Source organism: Pantoea sp. SGAir0418, from assembly GCF_043529865.1.
In genome coordinates this window covers 3923281-3937764 of sequence record NZ_CP027911.1, presented here as the reverse complement: position 1 = coordinate 3937764, position 14484 = coordinate 3923281, and the positions used below count along the sequence as shown (strand labels likewise).

Sequence of the window (14484 nt, the reverse complement as noted above, 5' to 3'; positions counted from 1 at the left end):
CGGCCTGCGGGCCGGTGACGCTCAGGATTGCTGTTTTTCCGCATCGGTCAGGTAACGCACCTTTCGCGTGTAGTCCTGGCCTTTAAAGCTCAGCGGCTGGTGCGGATCCTGCAAATATTTTTGCCATTCACTTAAGGGAAAGCCGCCATGCGCGCCAATCACCTGCGGTGGAATCACGGCCGACTGACCACCAATGCGTTTCGACACCGGCCAGTTAGCCCATTCGCCCAGATTGACCGTGCGGAGATCCAGCAGGTCGAGCAGGGCAGCGAGCGGTAGCTGATCGGTTGGCGGCTCGTCGTCGTTCATCAATTCCCAGGTATCATTAAATAACGTCAGCCACAGCGGACAAATACGCTGCCATGTGCGACGGGAGGCCGCCAGATAGGCGCCATTCACGTGATCCTGCAAATAAGGGCGAACGGTGTGATGGTAATAGGCCGGAATATGTTCTTTTGGTGCGCCGGCCAGTTTGGCGATCATTTTGCCCTGACGGAAGCTGCTATACAGATGATGCTCACGCATCGCAATATCCGGCGTTTTTAATAAATTGAGATCGGAATCGATCATCAATATACCTTCACCGGTCGCCTGCAAGGGGGCCTGAAGTTTAATCAGGCGGCTGCGGTAGATCTGTTTATAACGGTAGTTTTCTTCACGAAACGGCACTTCCAGCGTCACCACGCGCACGCGTGCCGGCAGCGGCGGAAAAGCGCTGGAAGGCTGATCGCTGACGATGACAATTTCGCTGATGGTGTCGGCGCAGCGGCTGGCAAAATAAGCGCTGAGCACCGCTTCTTCAATGTAATCAGCGCCGGTACAGGGAATGACCACGGAACTGACGGCAATGGTGCCCTGCGCATCCGCCTGCGTGGCGGGAATGTTGTGGCGCGAGAGAATATAGCGACGGTGTTTATTTAAAAAATCAAACATGCTTTTTTCTCTCCATGACGTTTTCCAGAATGTTTTCCACGCCCGATACGTAATGTTCAATGCTATAGCGCTCGCGCACCCGGGCGGCGGCGGCGGCGATTAAACGCTGGCGCAGCGCAGTATCCTGCCACAGCGCGCTAAGATGCTGGCTAAGCTGTTGCGTATTGCCATAGTCAAACAGTAAACCGGTCTCGCCGTGTTGAATTAATTCCGACGTACCGACGACATTCGAACCTATCACCGCCGTATTCACCAGCATCGCTTCCAGCACCACGCGCGGCAGCCCTTCACTGGCTGAGGCGAGAATAAACGTATCGAATGCCGCCAGATAATCCAGCGCGTTATTTTGAAAGCCGGTAAAAATAACCTGCGCGGCAATCCCCTCTTTTTGTGCCAGCTGCTGTAAGTGCTGCTGCTCCGGGCCGGCACCGACGATCACCATTTTCCATTTAGCGGCAGGATGCGCGCGGCTGAATGCACCTAGCGCCTGCAAAATATGATGGTTGGATTTACGCGCGATCAGGGAACCGATGGAGCCGAAAATAAAGGTATCCGCAGGATAATCAAAGCGCTGACGCACCGCCTCACGCTCCGGCAGCGGCTGATGTATATCGATAGCGTTGGATACGGTAAAGCAGCGCTGCGCATCAACACCGCTTTCGCTTAAGGTGCGGTGTACGCCCTGTGACACGGCAATCACCGCATCACAATGCCGATTAATCATGTTGACCAGCGCATTATTGAGCAACGGGTCAATGCGGCAGTGCTGAATTAACGCCACGTGAGTCTGCTCAGCGGCGAGATAGCCTTCAACGTTGGTGCTGGGCTGATTATTCATGTACAGCGCATCATAGCCACCGTCGCGTAACATTGTTGCGATTTGGCGGGCGTTAGGCTGCATGCGCCACTGGCGATCGATGCGGTCGATGGCGTTTTTTTTCACCGCGCGGTTAAAAAACAGCAGGGTGCGCAGCAACTCTTTGGTGATTTTTGCCCATAGCGGCTGGCGACGCTGCGCAATAAATATCACCGGAATGCCGATCGCGTCTAATACCGAGGCAATGGTCTCCTGATTGCCACGCGCATAATTCTGATAAAAACAGCAGGTGATAGCGAAACGCTGGCGATCGATGCGCTTGAGTAATTCCAGCATGCTGTTGGTGCCGCCGCCCCATTCGCGCCCGGTATCCAGCAGCAGAATTTTCTTTCTGGTTGACGTCATCTGTTCCGATATCCTTGCGCGGAAAAGGTGTGGCGTTAAATAAGGCGCAGCACGCTGCGCCTGATAATCAGAATAGCTGTTTAAGCGACTGCACGAGTGGACTGCCGGTAATGCTCTCTGTCACCACCTCCACCGCACGACTCTGCGGTACGGCAGGCAGCGGCTGGCCCGGCTTACACACGCCAGGCGCACGGAACACCGGGGTGCGCGGTTTCACCGGCGTGCTGGCCGACGGCGTAGCGCCCTGGCGCAGCGGTTCGTTGAGCAACTGGCTGGGGCGGACGAGGGTGATATCGCCCGGTAGCGTTGGCAACATCTGCTGCAACACCCGTACCGTGGTGGGATGCGGATGGCCAATAGCGATGGCATAGCCATCACGCTGTGCCAGCTTCACTGCGCGCGTGAACTGGGTGCGAATCGCCGCTTCATTCTGGCTGTCGTCGAGGAATACGCGCCGCTTCAGCACCTTAACCTGCGTGCCCTGTGCGGCCGGGACCGACTGGCTGTTGCCAATGGTCATGCTATCGAGAAAGTAGTAGTTGTAGTGATTGAGCACCTGCATCACTTTCTGCATGCCGGGCAGGCTGGAGGTCATTTTGCTGCCCATATGGTTGTTCAGGCCAACCGCATACGGCACTTTGTTGCTGGCGTCACGCACGATGCGCGCGATCTCTTCGCTGCTCATCTCCGGCGTCAGCGTGTCCTTTTCCAGCGGCTGCTTGCTCAGCGGTGCCATCGGCAGGTGAATCAGCACCTCATGACCGCCCTGATGCGCTTTGGTTGCCATATCACGCGCATGAGGCGCATTGGGCAGCACCGCCACAGAAATCGCGGCGGGCATCTGCAGCACTTTATTCTCTTCAGCCGGGCGGTAGCCGAAGTCGTCAATGACGATAGCCAGTTTTCCCGCATGGGCGGCAAAGGTGAAAAACAGCCCGCACAGGGCGGCGCTAAGCTTTTGGGACTGAAACAACACTTATCTTCCTAACCACGGCAGTGGGTTGACGGCCTGTCCCTGACGACGAATTTCAAAGTAGAGCGAGGGCGTGCCGCGGCCGCCGCTGGTGCCCACGAGGGCGATAGGCTGTCCTGCCTTCACCTGCGCACCGACGCTCACCAACGCGCTCTGATTGTAGCCATAAAGGCTCATATCGCCTTTACCGTGTTCGACGACCACAACCAGGCCGTAGCCTTGCAGCCAGTCGGCCATCAGCACGCGACCATCAGCAATGGCTTTGACTTCAGTGCCTTCCGGCGCATCAATCACCAGACCTTTCCAGCGCAGTTCGCCCTGCATTGCTTCACCAAAGCGATGTTCAATGCGACCGCGCACTGGCCAGATAGCCTGTCCGCCCGGCCGGCCAAGGCCGCCGGTGCGCGCCATCAGCTCGCGCTCGCTTTGCGTAGGGGAATAGCTGGAGCCTTTGGCTTTTGCCTGGGCCTGACGCTGGCGCACTTTTTCCGCCTCGCGCGCTTCGCGTTGCGCCCGTTCGCGCGCCTCACGTTCGGCTTTGGCGATTTTGTCCTGCAGGCGGCTTTCGTTCTGACGCATCTCGACCAGATCGGCCTGGTCTTTCTCCAGCGCGCTCTCCAGTGCGGACAGCGTTTTCTTACGCGCGGCGCTGGCGGTTTCCAGTTTGTTCTGTTGCGTCTGCTGCTGCGCTAATAGCGACTTTTGCTGCTCCTGCTTGCCCTGCAGCGCCTGACGCTGCTGCGCCAGCTCCTGCTGAGTCTGCTTAAGCTCGTCGATATTTTTCTGCCGGGCGGCATTGAGGTAGCCAAAATAGGCCAGAATGCGTTCGCTGCGCTGTGCTTCTTCACCGCCGAGCAGCAGCTGCACGCCGTTGTGCTGGCCCTGACGAAACGCGGCATCCAGCTGCTGCGCCAGCAGTTTTTCCTGCTGCGCCTGCTGCTTTTCCAGCCGGGCAATGGCGGCGGTGGTTTGGGCGATTTCGCCGTTCAGCGCGCTCAGGCTGTTGCGGGTTTCACGCAGCTGGCGACTGGCCTGGGCAATCACTTTTTCCTGACTCTGCAGCTGATCCAGCAGCTTACTGCGCTGCAGCTTCTGCGCTTTAACGCTTTTCTCTTTTTCGGCGATGTCCTGCTGAATGGACTTTAGCTGCGTTTTGCTGTCATCGGCGCTATGCGCGGCGACGGGCAACAGCAACGCACCCGCACAAAGCAGGCTGAGGGAGATATCGGACCAGCGAAATGACAACGGAGATGCCGGGTCGTTGTAACGGGTCCTTGTGTGTGTAACGGTCGCTTTTCCCTTCATAGTCGATAATTATTCCACGATGAACAGCCGCTTACCAGTTATCCCGGCCGGGTTTTGCTTTACGAAAGATGTCGGCCACAGCTTACCGGGATAAAGATTGTCTCAATTTTGCGATTAGAACACTTTTTTTGGAAAATGACGCACAAATCGTAACTCTGCCCGCTTCGCGACTGTACATGCGAAGTGGCGCAGGTATACTCAGAACCCTTGTTTTAGCTTATTAGCCCCGGTCTGGAGTCGTTACCCCTCATGCAAGAAATTATGCAGTTTGCAAGCAATCACCCCATCCTTAGTCTGGCATGGGTCGCTTTACTTATTCTGGTGATTGTAACCACCGTTAAAGGTATGTTCTCTAAGGTAAAAACCATCAGCCGTGGTGAAGCAACCCACCTGATCAACAAAGAGGACGCGGTGGTGGTAGACGTTCGTTCACGCGACGACTATCGCAAAGGACACATTTCAGGGGCTATTAACATCGCCGCAGCCGATATCAAAAAAGGCAGCTTCGGCGAGCTGGAAAAGCACAAGTCGCAGCCCATAATTGTGGTATGTGCCACCGGCCAGAGCGCCGCAGAACCGGCAGCCACCCTTAGCGCAGCGGGTTTTGACAAAGTGACCGTGCTGAAAGATGGTGTGAGCGGCTGGAGTGGCGAAAACCTGCCGCTGGTTCGCGGTAAATAACTTCCTGAGGTATCACCGCATGGCTAATGTTGAGATTTACACCAAAGTGACGTGTCCTTACTGCCACCGGGCGAAGGCGTTGCTGGATCAAAAAGGCGTGTCATACCAGGAGATTCCCATTGATGGGGACGCGGTAAAGCGCGAAGAGATGATCAAACGCAGCGGCCGCACCACGGTGCCACAGATCTTTATTGACGCGCAGCACATTGGCGGCTGTGACGATCTCTACGCGCTGGACGGGCGTCAGGGACTCGATCCCTTGCTCCGCGCATAACATTTTCGACCGACAATTTTCACTTAAAGGATTCAGTAACATGTCAGAGCATAGCAGCAACGAAATGCAGTTCCAGATTCAACGCGTTTACACCAAAGACGTCTCATTTGAAGCGCCAAACGCACCTCAGGTTTTCCAGAAAGAGTGGGAACCGGAAGTGAAGCTGGATCTGGACACCGCCTCTTCTCAGCTGGCGGATGAAGTGTATGAAGTCGTGCTGCGCGTTACTGTCACCGCCACCGTGGGCGAAGACACCGCGTTCCTGTGCGAAGTACAGCAGGCCGGTATCTTCACCATCAGCGGTATCGAAGGCACGCAGATGGCACATTGCCTCGGCGCTTACTGCCCGAACATTCTGTTCCCGTATGCGCGTGAATGTGTCACCAGCCTGGTGTCACGCGGTACCTTCCCTCAGCTCAATCTGGCGCCGGTCAACTTTGATGCGCTGTTCATGAATTATCTGCAGCAGCAGGGTGAAGGCGAAGCGCCACGTCAGGATGCCTGATGACTACACTCAACGCTTCGATTAGCGTCATCGGTGCCGGCTCGTACGGCACCGCACTGGCCATTACGCTGGCCCGTAATGGCCATCCGGTGCTGCTGTGGGGCCACAATCCGCAAAACGTGGCGCAGCTGCAGGTTGACCGATGCAATACCGCTTTCCTGCCTGATGTTCCTTTCCCCGATAATCTCGTTCCTGAAGCCGATCTGGCCTGCGTCGTCAGCGCCAGCCGCGATCTGCTGGTGGTAGTGCCAAGCCATGTGTTCGGCGACGTGCTGCTGCAGCTCAAACCGCTGCTGCGTGCCGACTCACGCATTGTCTGGGCGACCAAAGGACTGGAAAAAGAGACCGGACGGCTGCTGCAGGATGTGGCGCGCGAAATCCTCGGCGACAGCATTCCGCTGGCGGTGATTTCCGGCCCGACCTTTGCCAAAGAGCTGGCGGCCGGTTTGCCGACGGCGATTGCGCTGGCGGCCACTGACGCGCAGTTTGCCGACGATCTGCAGCAAAAGCTGCACTGCGGCAAAAGCTTTCGCGTTTACAACAATCCGGACTTCATCGGCGTGCAGCTGGGCGGCGCAGTGAAAAACGTCATTGCGATTGGTGCCGGGATCTCCGACGGCATTGGCTTTGGCGCCAACGCGCGTACGGCACTCATCACCCGCGGTCTGGCGGAGATGAGCCGTCTCGGTGCTGCGCTGGGTGCCGATCCGACGACCTTTATGGGCATGGCGGGTCTTGGCGATCTGGTGCTGACCTGTACCGATAATCAGTCTCGCAACCGCCGTTTCGGCATGATGCTGGGGCAGGGCGAAAGCGTGGATGAGGCGCAACGCATTATCGGACAAGTTGTAGAAGGCTACAGAAACACCAAAGAAGTCAAAGCGTTAGCTGCGCGTGTGGGCGTGGAAATGCCAATAACCGAGCAAATTTATCAGGTATTATATTGCGAAAAATCGGCGCGAGAGGCAGCATTGAGCCTGCTTGGTCGTACAAGGAAGGACGAGAACAGCCAAAGCTAAAGCAGGACGCTTAAGCATTATCACCTGTAGCGCCTAATCGGGCGCTTTTTTATCGGGAGCAAACAGCAATGTCGTCTGAAGAGTTAGAACTGGTCTGGAACCATATCAAAGCCGAAGCCAGAGCGCTGGCCGATTGTGAACCGATGCTGGCCAGTTTTTACCATGCGACCTTGCTCAAGCACGAAAATCTTGGCAGCGCGCTCAGCTACATGCTGGCTAACAAGCTCGCTAACCCGATCATGCCCGCTATCGCCATACGCGAAATTGTTGAAGAAGCCTATCGTCAGGATCCTGAGATGATTGTCTCGGCCGCGTACGATATTCAGGCGGTGCGTCAGCGCGATCCGGCGGTCGACAAATATTCCACGCCGTTACTCTATCTGAAAGGCTTCCACGCGCTGCAGGCGTACCGTATTGGCCACTGGCTGTGGAAAGAGGGACGGCGCGCGCTGGCGGTGTATCTGCAAAACGAAATCTCGGTCTCATTCGCCGTGGATATTCATCCGGCGGCGCGCATCGGGCGCGGCATCATGCTGGATCACGCCACCGGCATCGTGATTGGTGAAACGGCTGTGGTGGAAAATGACGTCTCTATTCTGCAATCGGTCACGCTGGGCGGTACCGGTAAAACCAGCGGCGATCGCCATCCGAAGATCCGTGAAGGGGTGATGATTGGCGCAGGGGCCAAAATCCTTGGCAATATTGAAGTCGGGCGCGGTGCCAAAATCGGTGCCGGTTCGGTGGTCTTGCAGCCGGTGCCGCCCCATACCACGGCGGCCGGCGTGCCGGCGCGCATTGTCGGTAAACCAGCCAGCGACAAACCGTCGATGGATATGGATCAGCACTTCACCGGCGCCGGGTTTGAGTACGGCGACGGCATCTAGCCTTTGATCAGCGCGCCCGCATAATCCAGCTGGCGCCACGCCTCATACACCACCACTGAAACCGCATTCGACAGGTTCATGCTGCGGCTCTCCGCGCGCATCGGAATGCGGATCTTCTGTTCTGCCGGTAACGCATTAAGAATTTCTGGCGGTAAGCCACGGCTCTCCGGGCCAAACAGCAGATAGTCGCCCGGCTGATAGCTGACGGCGCTGTGCGCCGGTGTGCCTTTGGTGGTCAACGCGAATAAGCGCTGTGGCGCTTCCGCCGCCAGAAAAGCGGCGTAGCTGGCGTGCTTTTTCAGCGCGGTATATTCATGGTAATCCAGTCCGGCGCGGCGCAGGCGTTTATCATCCCAGGCGAAGCCTAACGGCTCAATCAGGTGCAGCTGAAAGCCGGTATTGGCGCACAGGCGGATGATGTTGCCGGTATTTGGCGGGATTTCAGGTTCAAATAAGACGATGTTTAGCATAAGGCCCCCGGAAACGAGGGCCGCAGCATAGCAAATTATTGCCGGGCGGAGTACAGCGGCAGCCACAGCGTCAGGCGCAGACCGCCTAACGGGCTGTCATCGGCTTTCACCCAGCCGCGGTGCTGTTGCACGGCGGTTTCGACAATCGCCAGCCCGAGCCCGGTGCCGCCGGATTCACGGTCACGCGCTTCATCGGTGCGGTAGAACGGACGGAAAATCTGCTCGCGATCTTCCGGGCTGACGCCGGGACCGTCGTCGTCGACGTGCACGGTAATGCCCTGAATATCCACCGCAAAGCTAACGCTGATGTGCGTGTGCGAATAGCGCAGCGCGTTGCGCACAATGTTCTCCAGCGCGCTTTCCAGCGCGTGCGGGTTACCGTACAGCGGCCACGGACCGGGCGGATACGGTACGTCCATGGTTTTACCCATCTGCTCCGCTTCGAATTTGGCATCTTCCAGCACGCCATTCCACAGCTGGTTGGCCTTCATCGCTTCGCTCACCAGCGCGTTCTTGTGCTGGGTGCGCGAAAGTACCAGCAAGTCGTTGATCATGCCGTCCAGACGCTGCGCTTCGGTCTCAATACGCTCCAGCTCTTTGCCTTCGCCATGACGCCGGCGCAGTAGCGCAGTCGCCAGCTGTAGACGCGTCAGCGGCGTGCGTAATTCATGGCTGATATCCGACAGCAGTCGCTGCTGTGCCGTCATCATGCGTTCGAGCGCGCTCACCATCTGGTTGAAACTGGAGCCGGCTGCGAGAAATTCCTGCGGGCCCGATTCCAGTTCCGGATGCTGACGCAAATTTCCGCTCGCCACTTCATCCGCGGCATGTTTTAGTTTGCGTGCCGGACGCGCCAGGCTCCACGCCAGCCACAGCAGCAGCGGTGAGCTGATTAACATCGTGACGATGAGCAGCAGCAGAGGACGGTCAAACAGCAGGTTGACGAAATCGAGCTGGGAACTGGTGGCGGGACGGATCAGATACAGCTGGTAATTGTCTTCGCCGTCGCGCACCGCGAAGGGGCCGACCATCTCGACGCGGCCATACTTTTTCTTCTGCGGATGATCGGCATTATCGGACTGGCCGATAAAGTTGCGGATCACCTGCATTTCATTGTGCTGCGCACCGATCACCCGTCCTTCGCTGGTCACCAGCAGCAGGCGCTGACCGGGCGGTGCCCATTTGTCGATGGCGCGAAACAGCCGGCGCCACCACATCAGGTCGTTGGGCGGATCCTGTGACAGCTCCGCCTCAACGTGTTGCTCAATCATGGTGCCCTGGCGCTGTTCGCTCTCCATCAGCGAGGTCATCTGGCGCGAATCGAGTTTGGGCACCATCAGCACCAGCATCAACACCAGCGCCAGGGTGAGCCAGAAGATGGCGAAGATGCGGGTGGTCAAACTTCCAATCATGATGCCGAAACCATCAGATAGCCGCGTCCGCGCAGAGTTTTGAACCACGGATGACCATCACGACGTTCCGGCAGCTTACGACGCAGGTTAGAGATGTGCATATCGATGGCGCGGTCAAACGGTGTCAGGCGCTTGCCCAGCACTTCCTGGCTGAGATGCTCGCGTGACACCACCTGGCCAAGATGCTGCGCCAGTAAGTAGAGCAGGGTGAACTCGGTGCCGGTGAGATCCAGCGTTTCGCTGTCGAAGCTGGCTTCCTGACGGCCCGGATTCAGGCGCAGGCAATCCACTTCCAGCGTCGGTGAGCTGTTATCGTGCTGTTGCTGCTGTTCGCTCCAGTTGGAACGACGCAGAATCGCACGGATACGCGCCACCAGTTCGCGATCGTTGAACGGCTTTGGCAGATAGTCATCCGCGCCCAGTTCCAGGCCCAGAACGCGGTCCAGCTCGCTACCGCGGGCGGTCAGCATGATGACAGGGGTTTGATGTTGCTGGCGTAGCTCTTTTAACGTGTCGATACCGTTCTTCTTCGGCATCATGACATCGAGCAAAAGCAGGTCGACGGTGTTGTCCAGCAGATTGAGCGCCTGCTCGCCATCGCTGGCGACAATCACCTCAAAACCTTCCATTTCAAGCAGTTCTTTAAGCAGCGAAGTCAATTCGCGGTCGTCATCAACCAACAGGATTTTATTCATTTTTTGTTGCCCTCCGCAGGCAAAATACCGTGTTCCTATAGTGGCAATCCAACGCTTTACGTAGTTTTACACCCCCTGACGGATGTTTGCAGCTGTCGCCGTACACTAGCTTTCGTTGAATCGCAAAACGGAACGAACCGGGAGTAAACGATGCGCTACTTAACCGCCGTCGTCTTTGCCTCAGCGATGGTTCTCAGTCACGCCAGCGCAGAAGCAGCAGACACGACGACGATTGACGAGATGCATCATAACGGCGGATTGACGACAGGCAGTATGACGCAAAATCCGCAAAGCCACATGTTCGATGGCATTGAGCTGACTGAACAACAGCGGCAACAGATGCGCGACCTGATGCAGCAAGCGCGCCATGAACGCCCGGTGTTAAGCGTTCAGGACATAGAAACTATGCATGACCTTGTCATTGCAGACAAATTTAACGAATCGGCTATCCGCCAGCAGGCAGAGAAACAGGCCCGCGAGCAGGTAGAACTGCAAATCGAGATGGCCCGGGTTCGTAATCAGATGTATCACCTGCTAACGCCTGCACAGCAAGCGACATTGCAGAAGAATTTTGAGCGGCGCCTGAACGAAGCGCGTCGGCTCTCCGGATTGCAGCCATCATCACCGCTGCAAGCAGTGAGTAGTACCAGCAGTAACCAGTAACATAGTATCCCTGTTTTCCTTGCCATAGACACCATCCCTGTCTTCCCCGCCATGATGGCGGGGTTTTTTTTGCCCTGAATTCGCGGGCAAACTGCATCCGTTTCGCTATCCTGTCACGCAGTCTGCACGGGACGGTGATAAACTTGAGCCATTTTCCACTGCATGGCGTGCTGCAGCGCCTGACGAGGCAAGGCATGGAACCTTCCTACGCAAAACTGGTAAACCGCGCGGCGCTGGCGGCAACCACGCTGGCAACGCTGTTGCTGATCGTGAAAATTTTCGCCTGGTGGTACACCGGTTCGGTCAGCGTGCTGGCGGCGCTGGTGGATTCGCTGGTCGATATCGCCGCGTCACTGACCAATCTGCTGGTGGTGCGCTATTCATTGCAGCCTGCCGATGACGATCACACCTTTGGTCACGGTAAAGCGGAATCGCTGGCGGCACTGGCGCAAAGCATGTTTATCTCCGGATCGGCGCTGTTTCTGTTTCTTACCGGGCTGCAGCATCTGGCCACGCCGGAAACGCTGCGCGCGCCGCTGGTTGGCGTAGTTGTGACGCTGATCGCCCTCAGCTCCACGCTGGTACTGGTCGCTTTTCAGCGCTGGGTGGTGCGGCGTACCCGCAGCCAGGCGATACGCGCGGACATGCTGCATTATCAGTCGGATGTGGTGATGAACGGTGCGATTCTGGTGGCGCTGGGCTTAAGCAGTTATGGTTTTAAGCGTGCGGATGCGCTGTTTGCGCTCGGCATCGGCGTATATATCCTCTATAACGCGCTGCGCATGGGCTATGAAGCGGTGCAGTCGCTGCTGGATCGTGCGCTGCCGGAGCAGGAAAAACAGGCGATTATCGCGCTGGTAAGCCACTGGCCCGGCGTGCGCGGTGCCCATGCGTTACGTACGCGGCAGTCTGGCCCGACGCGGTTTATTCAGCTTCATCTGGAGATGGACGATCATCTCCCGCTGGTGCAGGCGCATCAGGTGGCCGATCAAATTGAGCAGGCATTACGGCAAAAATTTCCCGGCTCAGATGTGATCATTCATCAGGACCCCTGTTCTGTCGTGCCGCAAAATCAGCAGGGTTTTTTTCAGTTTTAGCCGTTATAAAACATAGTATTGCGTGAAAAAAATGACGTAACGCTAACAACTCTGTAAAAAATTAGCGAAAACTTGTCTGACCTGAATCAATTCAGCATCAAGCCTTTGATATACTATCTGCAACTATTAAGCCGTGCGATCGCGAGCTGGTCCACACCGGTCGACAGGCAGGAATAATCCTTAGTTTTGAACAATCCAGAGGTTGTCATGATCAAAAAAATCGGAGTACTGACCAGCGGCGGCGACGCCCCAGGCATGAACGCAGCCATTCGCGGAGTTGTCCGTTCCGCGCTGAGTGAAGGCCTTGAAGTTTTTGGTATCTATGACGGCTATCTGGGTTTGTACGAAGACCGCATGATCAACCTCGACCGCTACAGCGTGTCGGACATGATTAACCGCGGCGGCACCTTCCTCGGCTCGGCGCGTTTCCCGGAGTTCCGCAACGAAGAAGTGCGTCAGGTCGCGATCGAAAACATGAAAAAGCGCGGCATTGATGCGCTGGTGGTAATCGGCGGTGACGGTTCTTACATGGGTGCCAAACGCCTGACCGAAATGGGCTTCCCGTGCATTGGCCTGCCGGGCACCATTGATAACGACGTCGCCGGTACCGATTACACCATCGGTTATTTCACCGCGCTGGAAACCGTAGTTGAAGCGATTGACCGTCTGCGCGACACCTCTTCTTCGCATCAGCGTATCTCCATCGTAGAAGTGATGGGCCGCTACTGCGGTGACCTGACCTTAGCGGCGGCCATCGCCGGTGGCTGTGAGTTCATCGTGCTGCCTGAAATCCCTTACACGCGCGAAGAGCTGGTGGCAGAAATCCAGGCTGGCATTGCGAAAGGTAAAAAACACGCCATCGTGGCGATCACCGAACACATCTGTGACATCGACGATCTGGCGCACTTTATTGAAGCGGAAACCAAGCGTGAAACCCGTGCCACCGTGCTCGGCCACATCCAGCGCGGCGGTGCGCCATGCGCTTACGACCGCATTCTGGCATCACGCATGGGCGCTTATTCAATTGAGCTGCTGCTGCAGGGCTACGGCGGTCGCTGCGTAGGTATTCAGAACGAGAAGATGGTACATCATGACATCATCGACGCTATCGAAAACATGAAGCGTCCGTTCAAGCGCGACTGGCTGGATACCGCGAAAAAACTCTACTAATCAACGATAAATCGGGCGCGATCGCTTTCGCGCCCTTTTTTATGTCTTGCTATATTCTCCATAGTTATAACAGCTTATTTTTAATTCTTTAATCCATGGATTGCTTTGTGTCAGTCTTGTTCTATAACGACCTCGGGAGAGCAAGCAATGAACAAGTGGAGTATTGGTGTCACCCTGTTACTGGCTTCAACCAGTGTTCTGGCAAAGGATATTCAGCTGTTAAACGTCTCTTACGATCCAACCCGTGAGCTGTACGAGCAGTACAACAAAGCGTTTAGCGCGCACTACAAGCAGGAAACCGGCGATAATGTGGTGATTCGCCAGTCGCACGGCGGTTCCGGTAAGCAGGCGACGTCCGTGATCAATGGCATTCGCGCGGATGTGGTTACGCTGGCGCTGCAGTCCGACGTCGATGCTATTGCTGACCGCGGTCGTATTGATAAAAACTGGATCAAACGTCTGCCAGACAACTCGGCACCTTATACTTCCACCATCGTGTTCCTGGTGCGCAAAGGCAATCCTAAAGCCATTCATGACTGGCCGGATCTGATTAAGCCAGGCGTTTCCGTGATCACGCCAAACCCGAAAACCTCCGGCGGTGCACGCTGGAACTATCTGGCGGCCTGGGGCTGGGCGCTGGATCAAAACCACGGTGACCAGGCGAAAGCGCTGGCCTACGTCAAAGCGCTGTTTAAAAACGTTGAAGTGCAGGATTCCGGCGCACGCGGCGCGACCAATACCTTCGTTGAGCGCGGTATCGGCGATGTGCTGATTGCATGGGAAAACGAAGCTTATCTGGCGGTCGATAAGCTGGGCAAAGATAAGTTTGAAATCGTTACGCCGAGCGAATCAATCCTCGCCGAACCAACGGTCTCGGTAGTCGATAAAGTGGTGGATGAGCAGGGCACGCGTAAGGTGGCGGAAGAGTACCTGAAATATCTCTACTCACCGGAAGGCCAGACCATCGCGGCGCAAAACTTCTATCGCCCGCGCGATCCTGAGGTGGCGAAGAAGTTTGCCAGCAGCTTCGCGCCGGTTAAGCTGTTCACCATCGATGACAAGTTTGGCGGCTGGAGCAAAGCGCAGAAAGCACACTTTGCCGACGGCGGCAGCTACGATCAGGTCATGAAACCGTAACCGCGTTTTCATCATGACGAAACGGTCAGCCCTGCGCTGGCCGT

The 14484-nt window shown here is 56.5% G+C and carries 16 protein-coding genes; 9 read left to right on the top strand and 7 right to left on the bottom strand.

The window, feature by feature from the left end; genetic code table 11:
* Positions 1 to 21: 21 nt before the first annotated feature.
* The 4 genes from C1N84_RS18320 to envC all read right to left on the bottom strand — a co-directional run bounded on the left by C1N84_RS18320 (position 22) and on the right by envC (position 4433).
* Complete coding sequence (locus C1N84_RS18320; RefSeq protein WP_264441811.1) at positions 22 to 933, bottom strand: hypothetical protein; 912 nt, start codon at positions 931 to 933, stop codon at positions 22 to 24.
* On the bottom strand, positions 926 to 2155 hold the full coding sequence (locus C1N84_RS18315; RefSeq protein WP_264441810.1) for a glycosyltransferase: 1230 nt from the start codon (positions 2153 to 2155) through the stop codon (positions 926 to 928). The genes C1N84_RS18320 and C1N84_RS18315 overlap by 8 nt, the downstream gene beginning before the upstream one ends.
* A 67-nt stretch (positions 2156 to 2222) precedes the next feature.
* Positions 2223 to 3128, bottom strand: coding sequence for a divergent polysaccharide deacetylase family protein (locus C1N84_RS18310; protein WP_264443788.1), 906 nt, complete (start codon positions 3126 to 3128; stop codon positions 2223 to 2225).
* A gap of 3 nt (positions 3129 to 3131) precedes the next feature.
* The gene (envC, locus tag C1N84_RS18305) at positions 3132 to 4433 is read right to left on the bottom strand and encodes a murein hydrolase activator EnvC (RefSeq protein ID WP_031279626.1); all 1302 of its coding nucleotides are present in this window, start codon (positions 4431 to 4433) and stop codon (positions 3132 to 3134) included.
* A gap of 249 nt (positions 4434 to 4682) precedes the next feature.
* Between envC and C1N84_RS18300 the strand changes: the two genes are divergently transcribed.
* The 5 genes from C1N84_RS18300 (at position 4683) to cysE (ending at position 7796) form a co-directional block, all read left to right on the top strand.
* On the top strand, positions 4683 to 5114 hold the full coding sequence (locus tag C1N84_RS18300) for a rhodanese-like domain-containing protein (RefSeq protein WP_058759412.1): 432 nt from the start codon (positions 4683 to 4685) through the stop codon (positions 5112 to 5114).
* A 19-nt stretch (positions 5115 to 5133) separates the two neighbouring features.
* Complete coding sequence (grxC, locus tag C1N84_RS18295; protein ID WP_010616518.1) at positions 5134 to 5388, top strand: glutaredoxin 3; 255 nt, start codon at positions 5134 to 5136, stop codon at positions 5386 to 5388.
* Between the two features lie 40 nt (positions 5389 to 5428).
* Positions 5429 to 5893, top strand: coding sequence for a protein-export chaperone SecB (secB, locus tag C1N84_RS18290; protein ID WP_021507054.1), 465 nt, complete (start codon positions 5429 to 5431; stop codon positions 5891 to 5893).
* Positions 5893 to 6912 carry an NAD(P)H-dependent glycerol-3-phosphate dehydrogenase gene (gene gpsA, locus C1N84_RS18285; protein ID WP_264441809.1) on the top strand — a complete coding sequence of 340 codons (1020 nt, stop codon included), beginning with the start codon at positions 5893 to 5895 and terminating at the stop codon, positions 6910 to 6912. The genes secB and gpsA overlap by 1 nt, the downstream gene beginning before the upstream one ends.
* Positions 6913 to 6980: 68 nt before the next feature.
* Positions 6981 to 7796 (top strand): serine O-acetyltransferase, encoded by an 816-nt coding sequence (gene cysE / locus C1N84_RS18280; RefSeq protein WP_021507052.1) that lies wholly within the window; start codon positions 6981 to 6983, stop codon positions 7794 to 7796.
* Here the strand turns inward: cysE and trmL are convergent.
* The 3 genes from trmL to cpxR are packed head-to-tail and all read right to left on the bottom strand — an operon-like array spanning position 7793 to position 10373.
* Positions 7793 to 8266 carry a tRNA (uridine(34)/cytosine(34)/5-carboxymethylaminomethyluridine(34)-2'-O)-methyltransferase TrmL gene (trmL, locus tag C1N84_RS18275; protein ID WP_021507051.1) on the bottom strand — a complete coding sequence of 158 codons (474 nt, stop codon included), beginning with the start codon at positions 8264 to 8266 and terminating at the stop codon, positions 7793 to 7795. The genes cysE and trmL overlap by 4 nt on opposite strands.
* Positions 8267 to 8301: 35 nt before the next feature.
* On the bottom strand, positions 8302 to 9678 hold the full coding sequence (cpxA, locus tag C1N84_RS18270) for an envelope stress sensor histidine kinase CpxA (RefSeq protein ID WP_031279625.1): 1377 nt from the start codon (positions 9676 to 9678) through the stop codon (positions 8302 to 8304).
* Positions 9675 to 10373 carry an envelope stress response regulator transcription factor CpxR gene (cpxR, locus tag C1N84_RS18265; RefSeq protein ID WP_007885339.1) on the bottom strand — a complete coding sequence of 233 codons (699 nt, stop codon included), beginning with the start codon at positions 10371 to 10373 and terminating at the stop codon, positions 9675 to 9677. The genes cpxA and cpxR overlap by 4 nt, the downstream gene beginning before the upstream one ends.
* A gap of 150 nt (positions 10374 to 10523) precedes the next feature.
* On the opposite strand from cpxR, the gene cpxP reads away from it, so the two are divergent.
* From cpxP to C1N84_RS18245, 4 genes are all read left to right on the top strand, one after another.
* Positions 10524 to 11036 carry a cell-envelope stress modulator CpxP gene (gene cpxP, locus C1N84_RS18260; RefSeq protein ID WP_021507049.1) on the top strand — a complete coding sequence of 171 codons (513 nt, stop codon included), beginning with the start codon at positions 10524 to 10526 and terminating at the stop codon, positions 11034 to 11036.
* A gap of 194 nt (positions 11037 to 11230) precedes the next feature.
* Positions 11231 to 12133 (top strand): CDF family cation-efflux transporter FieF, encoded by a 903-nt coding sequence (gene fieF / locus C1N84_RS18255; protein WP_058775485.1) that lies wholly within the window; start codon positions 11231 to 11233, stop codon positions 12131 to 12133.
* Positions 12134 to 12340: 207 nt separating this feature from the next.
* The gene (pfkA, locus tag C1N84_RS18250) at positions 12341 to 13303 is read left to right on the top strand and encodes a 6-phosphofructokinase (protein WP_021507047.1); all 963 of its coding nucleotides are present in this window, start codon (positions 12341 to 12343) and stop codon (positions 13301 to 13303) included.
* A gap of 147 nt (positions 13304 to 13450) precedes the next feature.
* Positions 13451 to 14440: a sulfate ABC transporter substrate-binding protein gene (locus C1N84_RS18245; protein WP_264441808.1), complete on the top strand. Its 990-nt coding sequence runs from the start codon at positions 13451 to 13453 to the stop codon at positions 14438 to 14440.
* Positions 14441 to 14484: the final 44 nt, after the last annotated feature.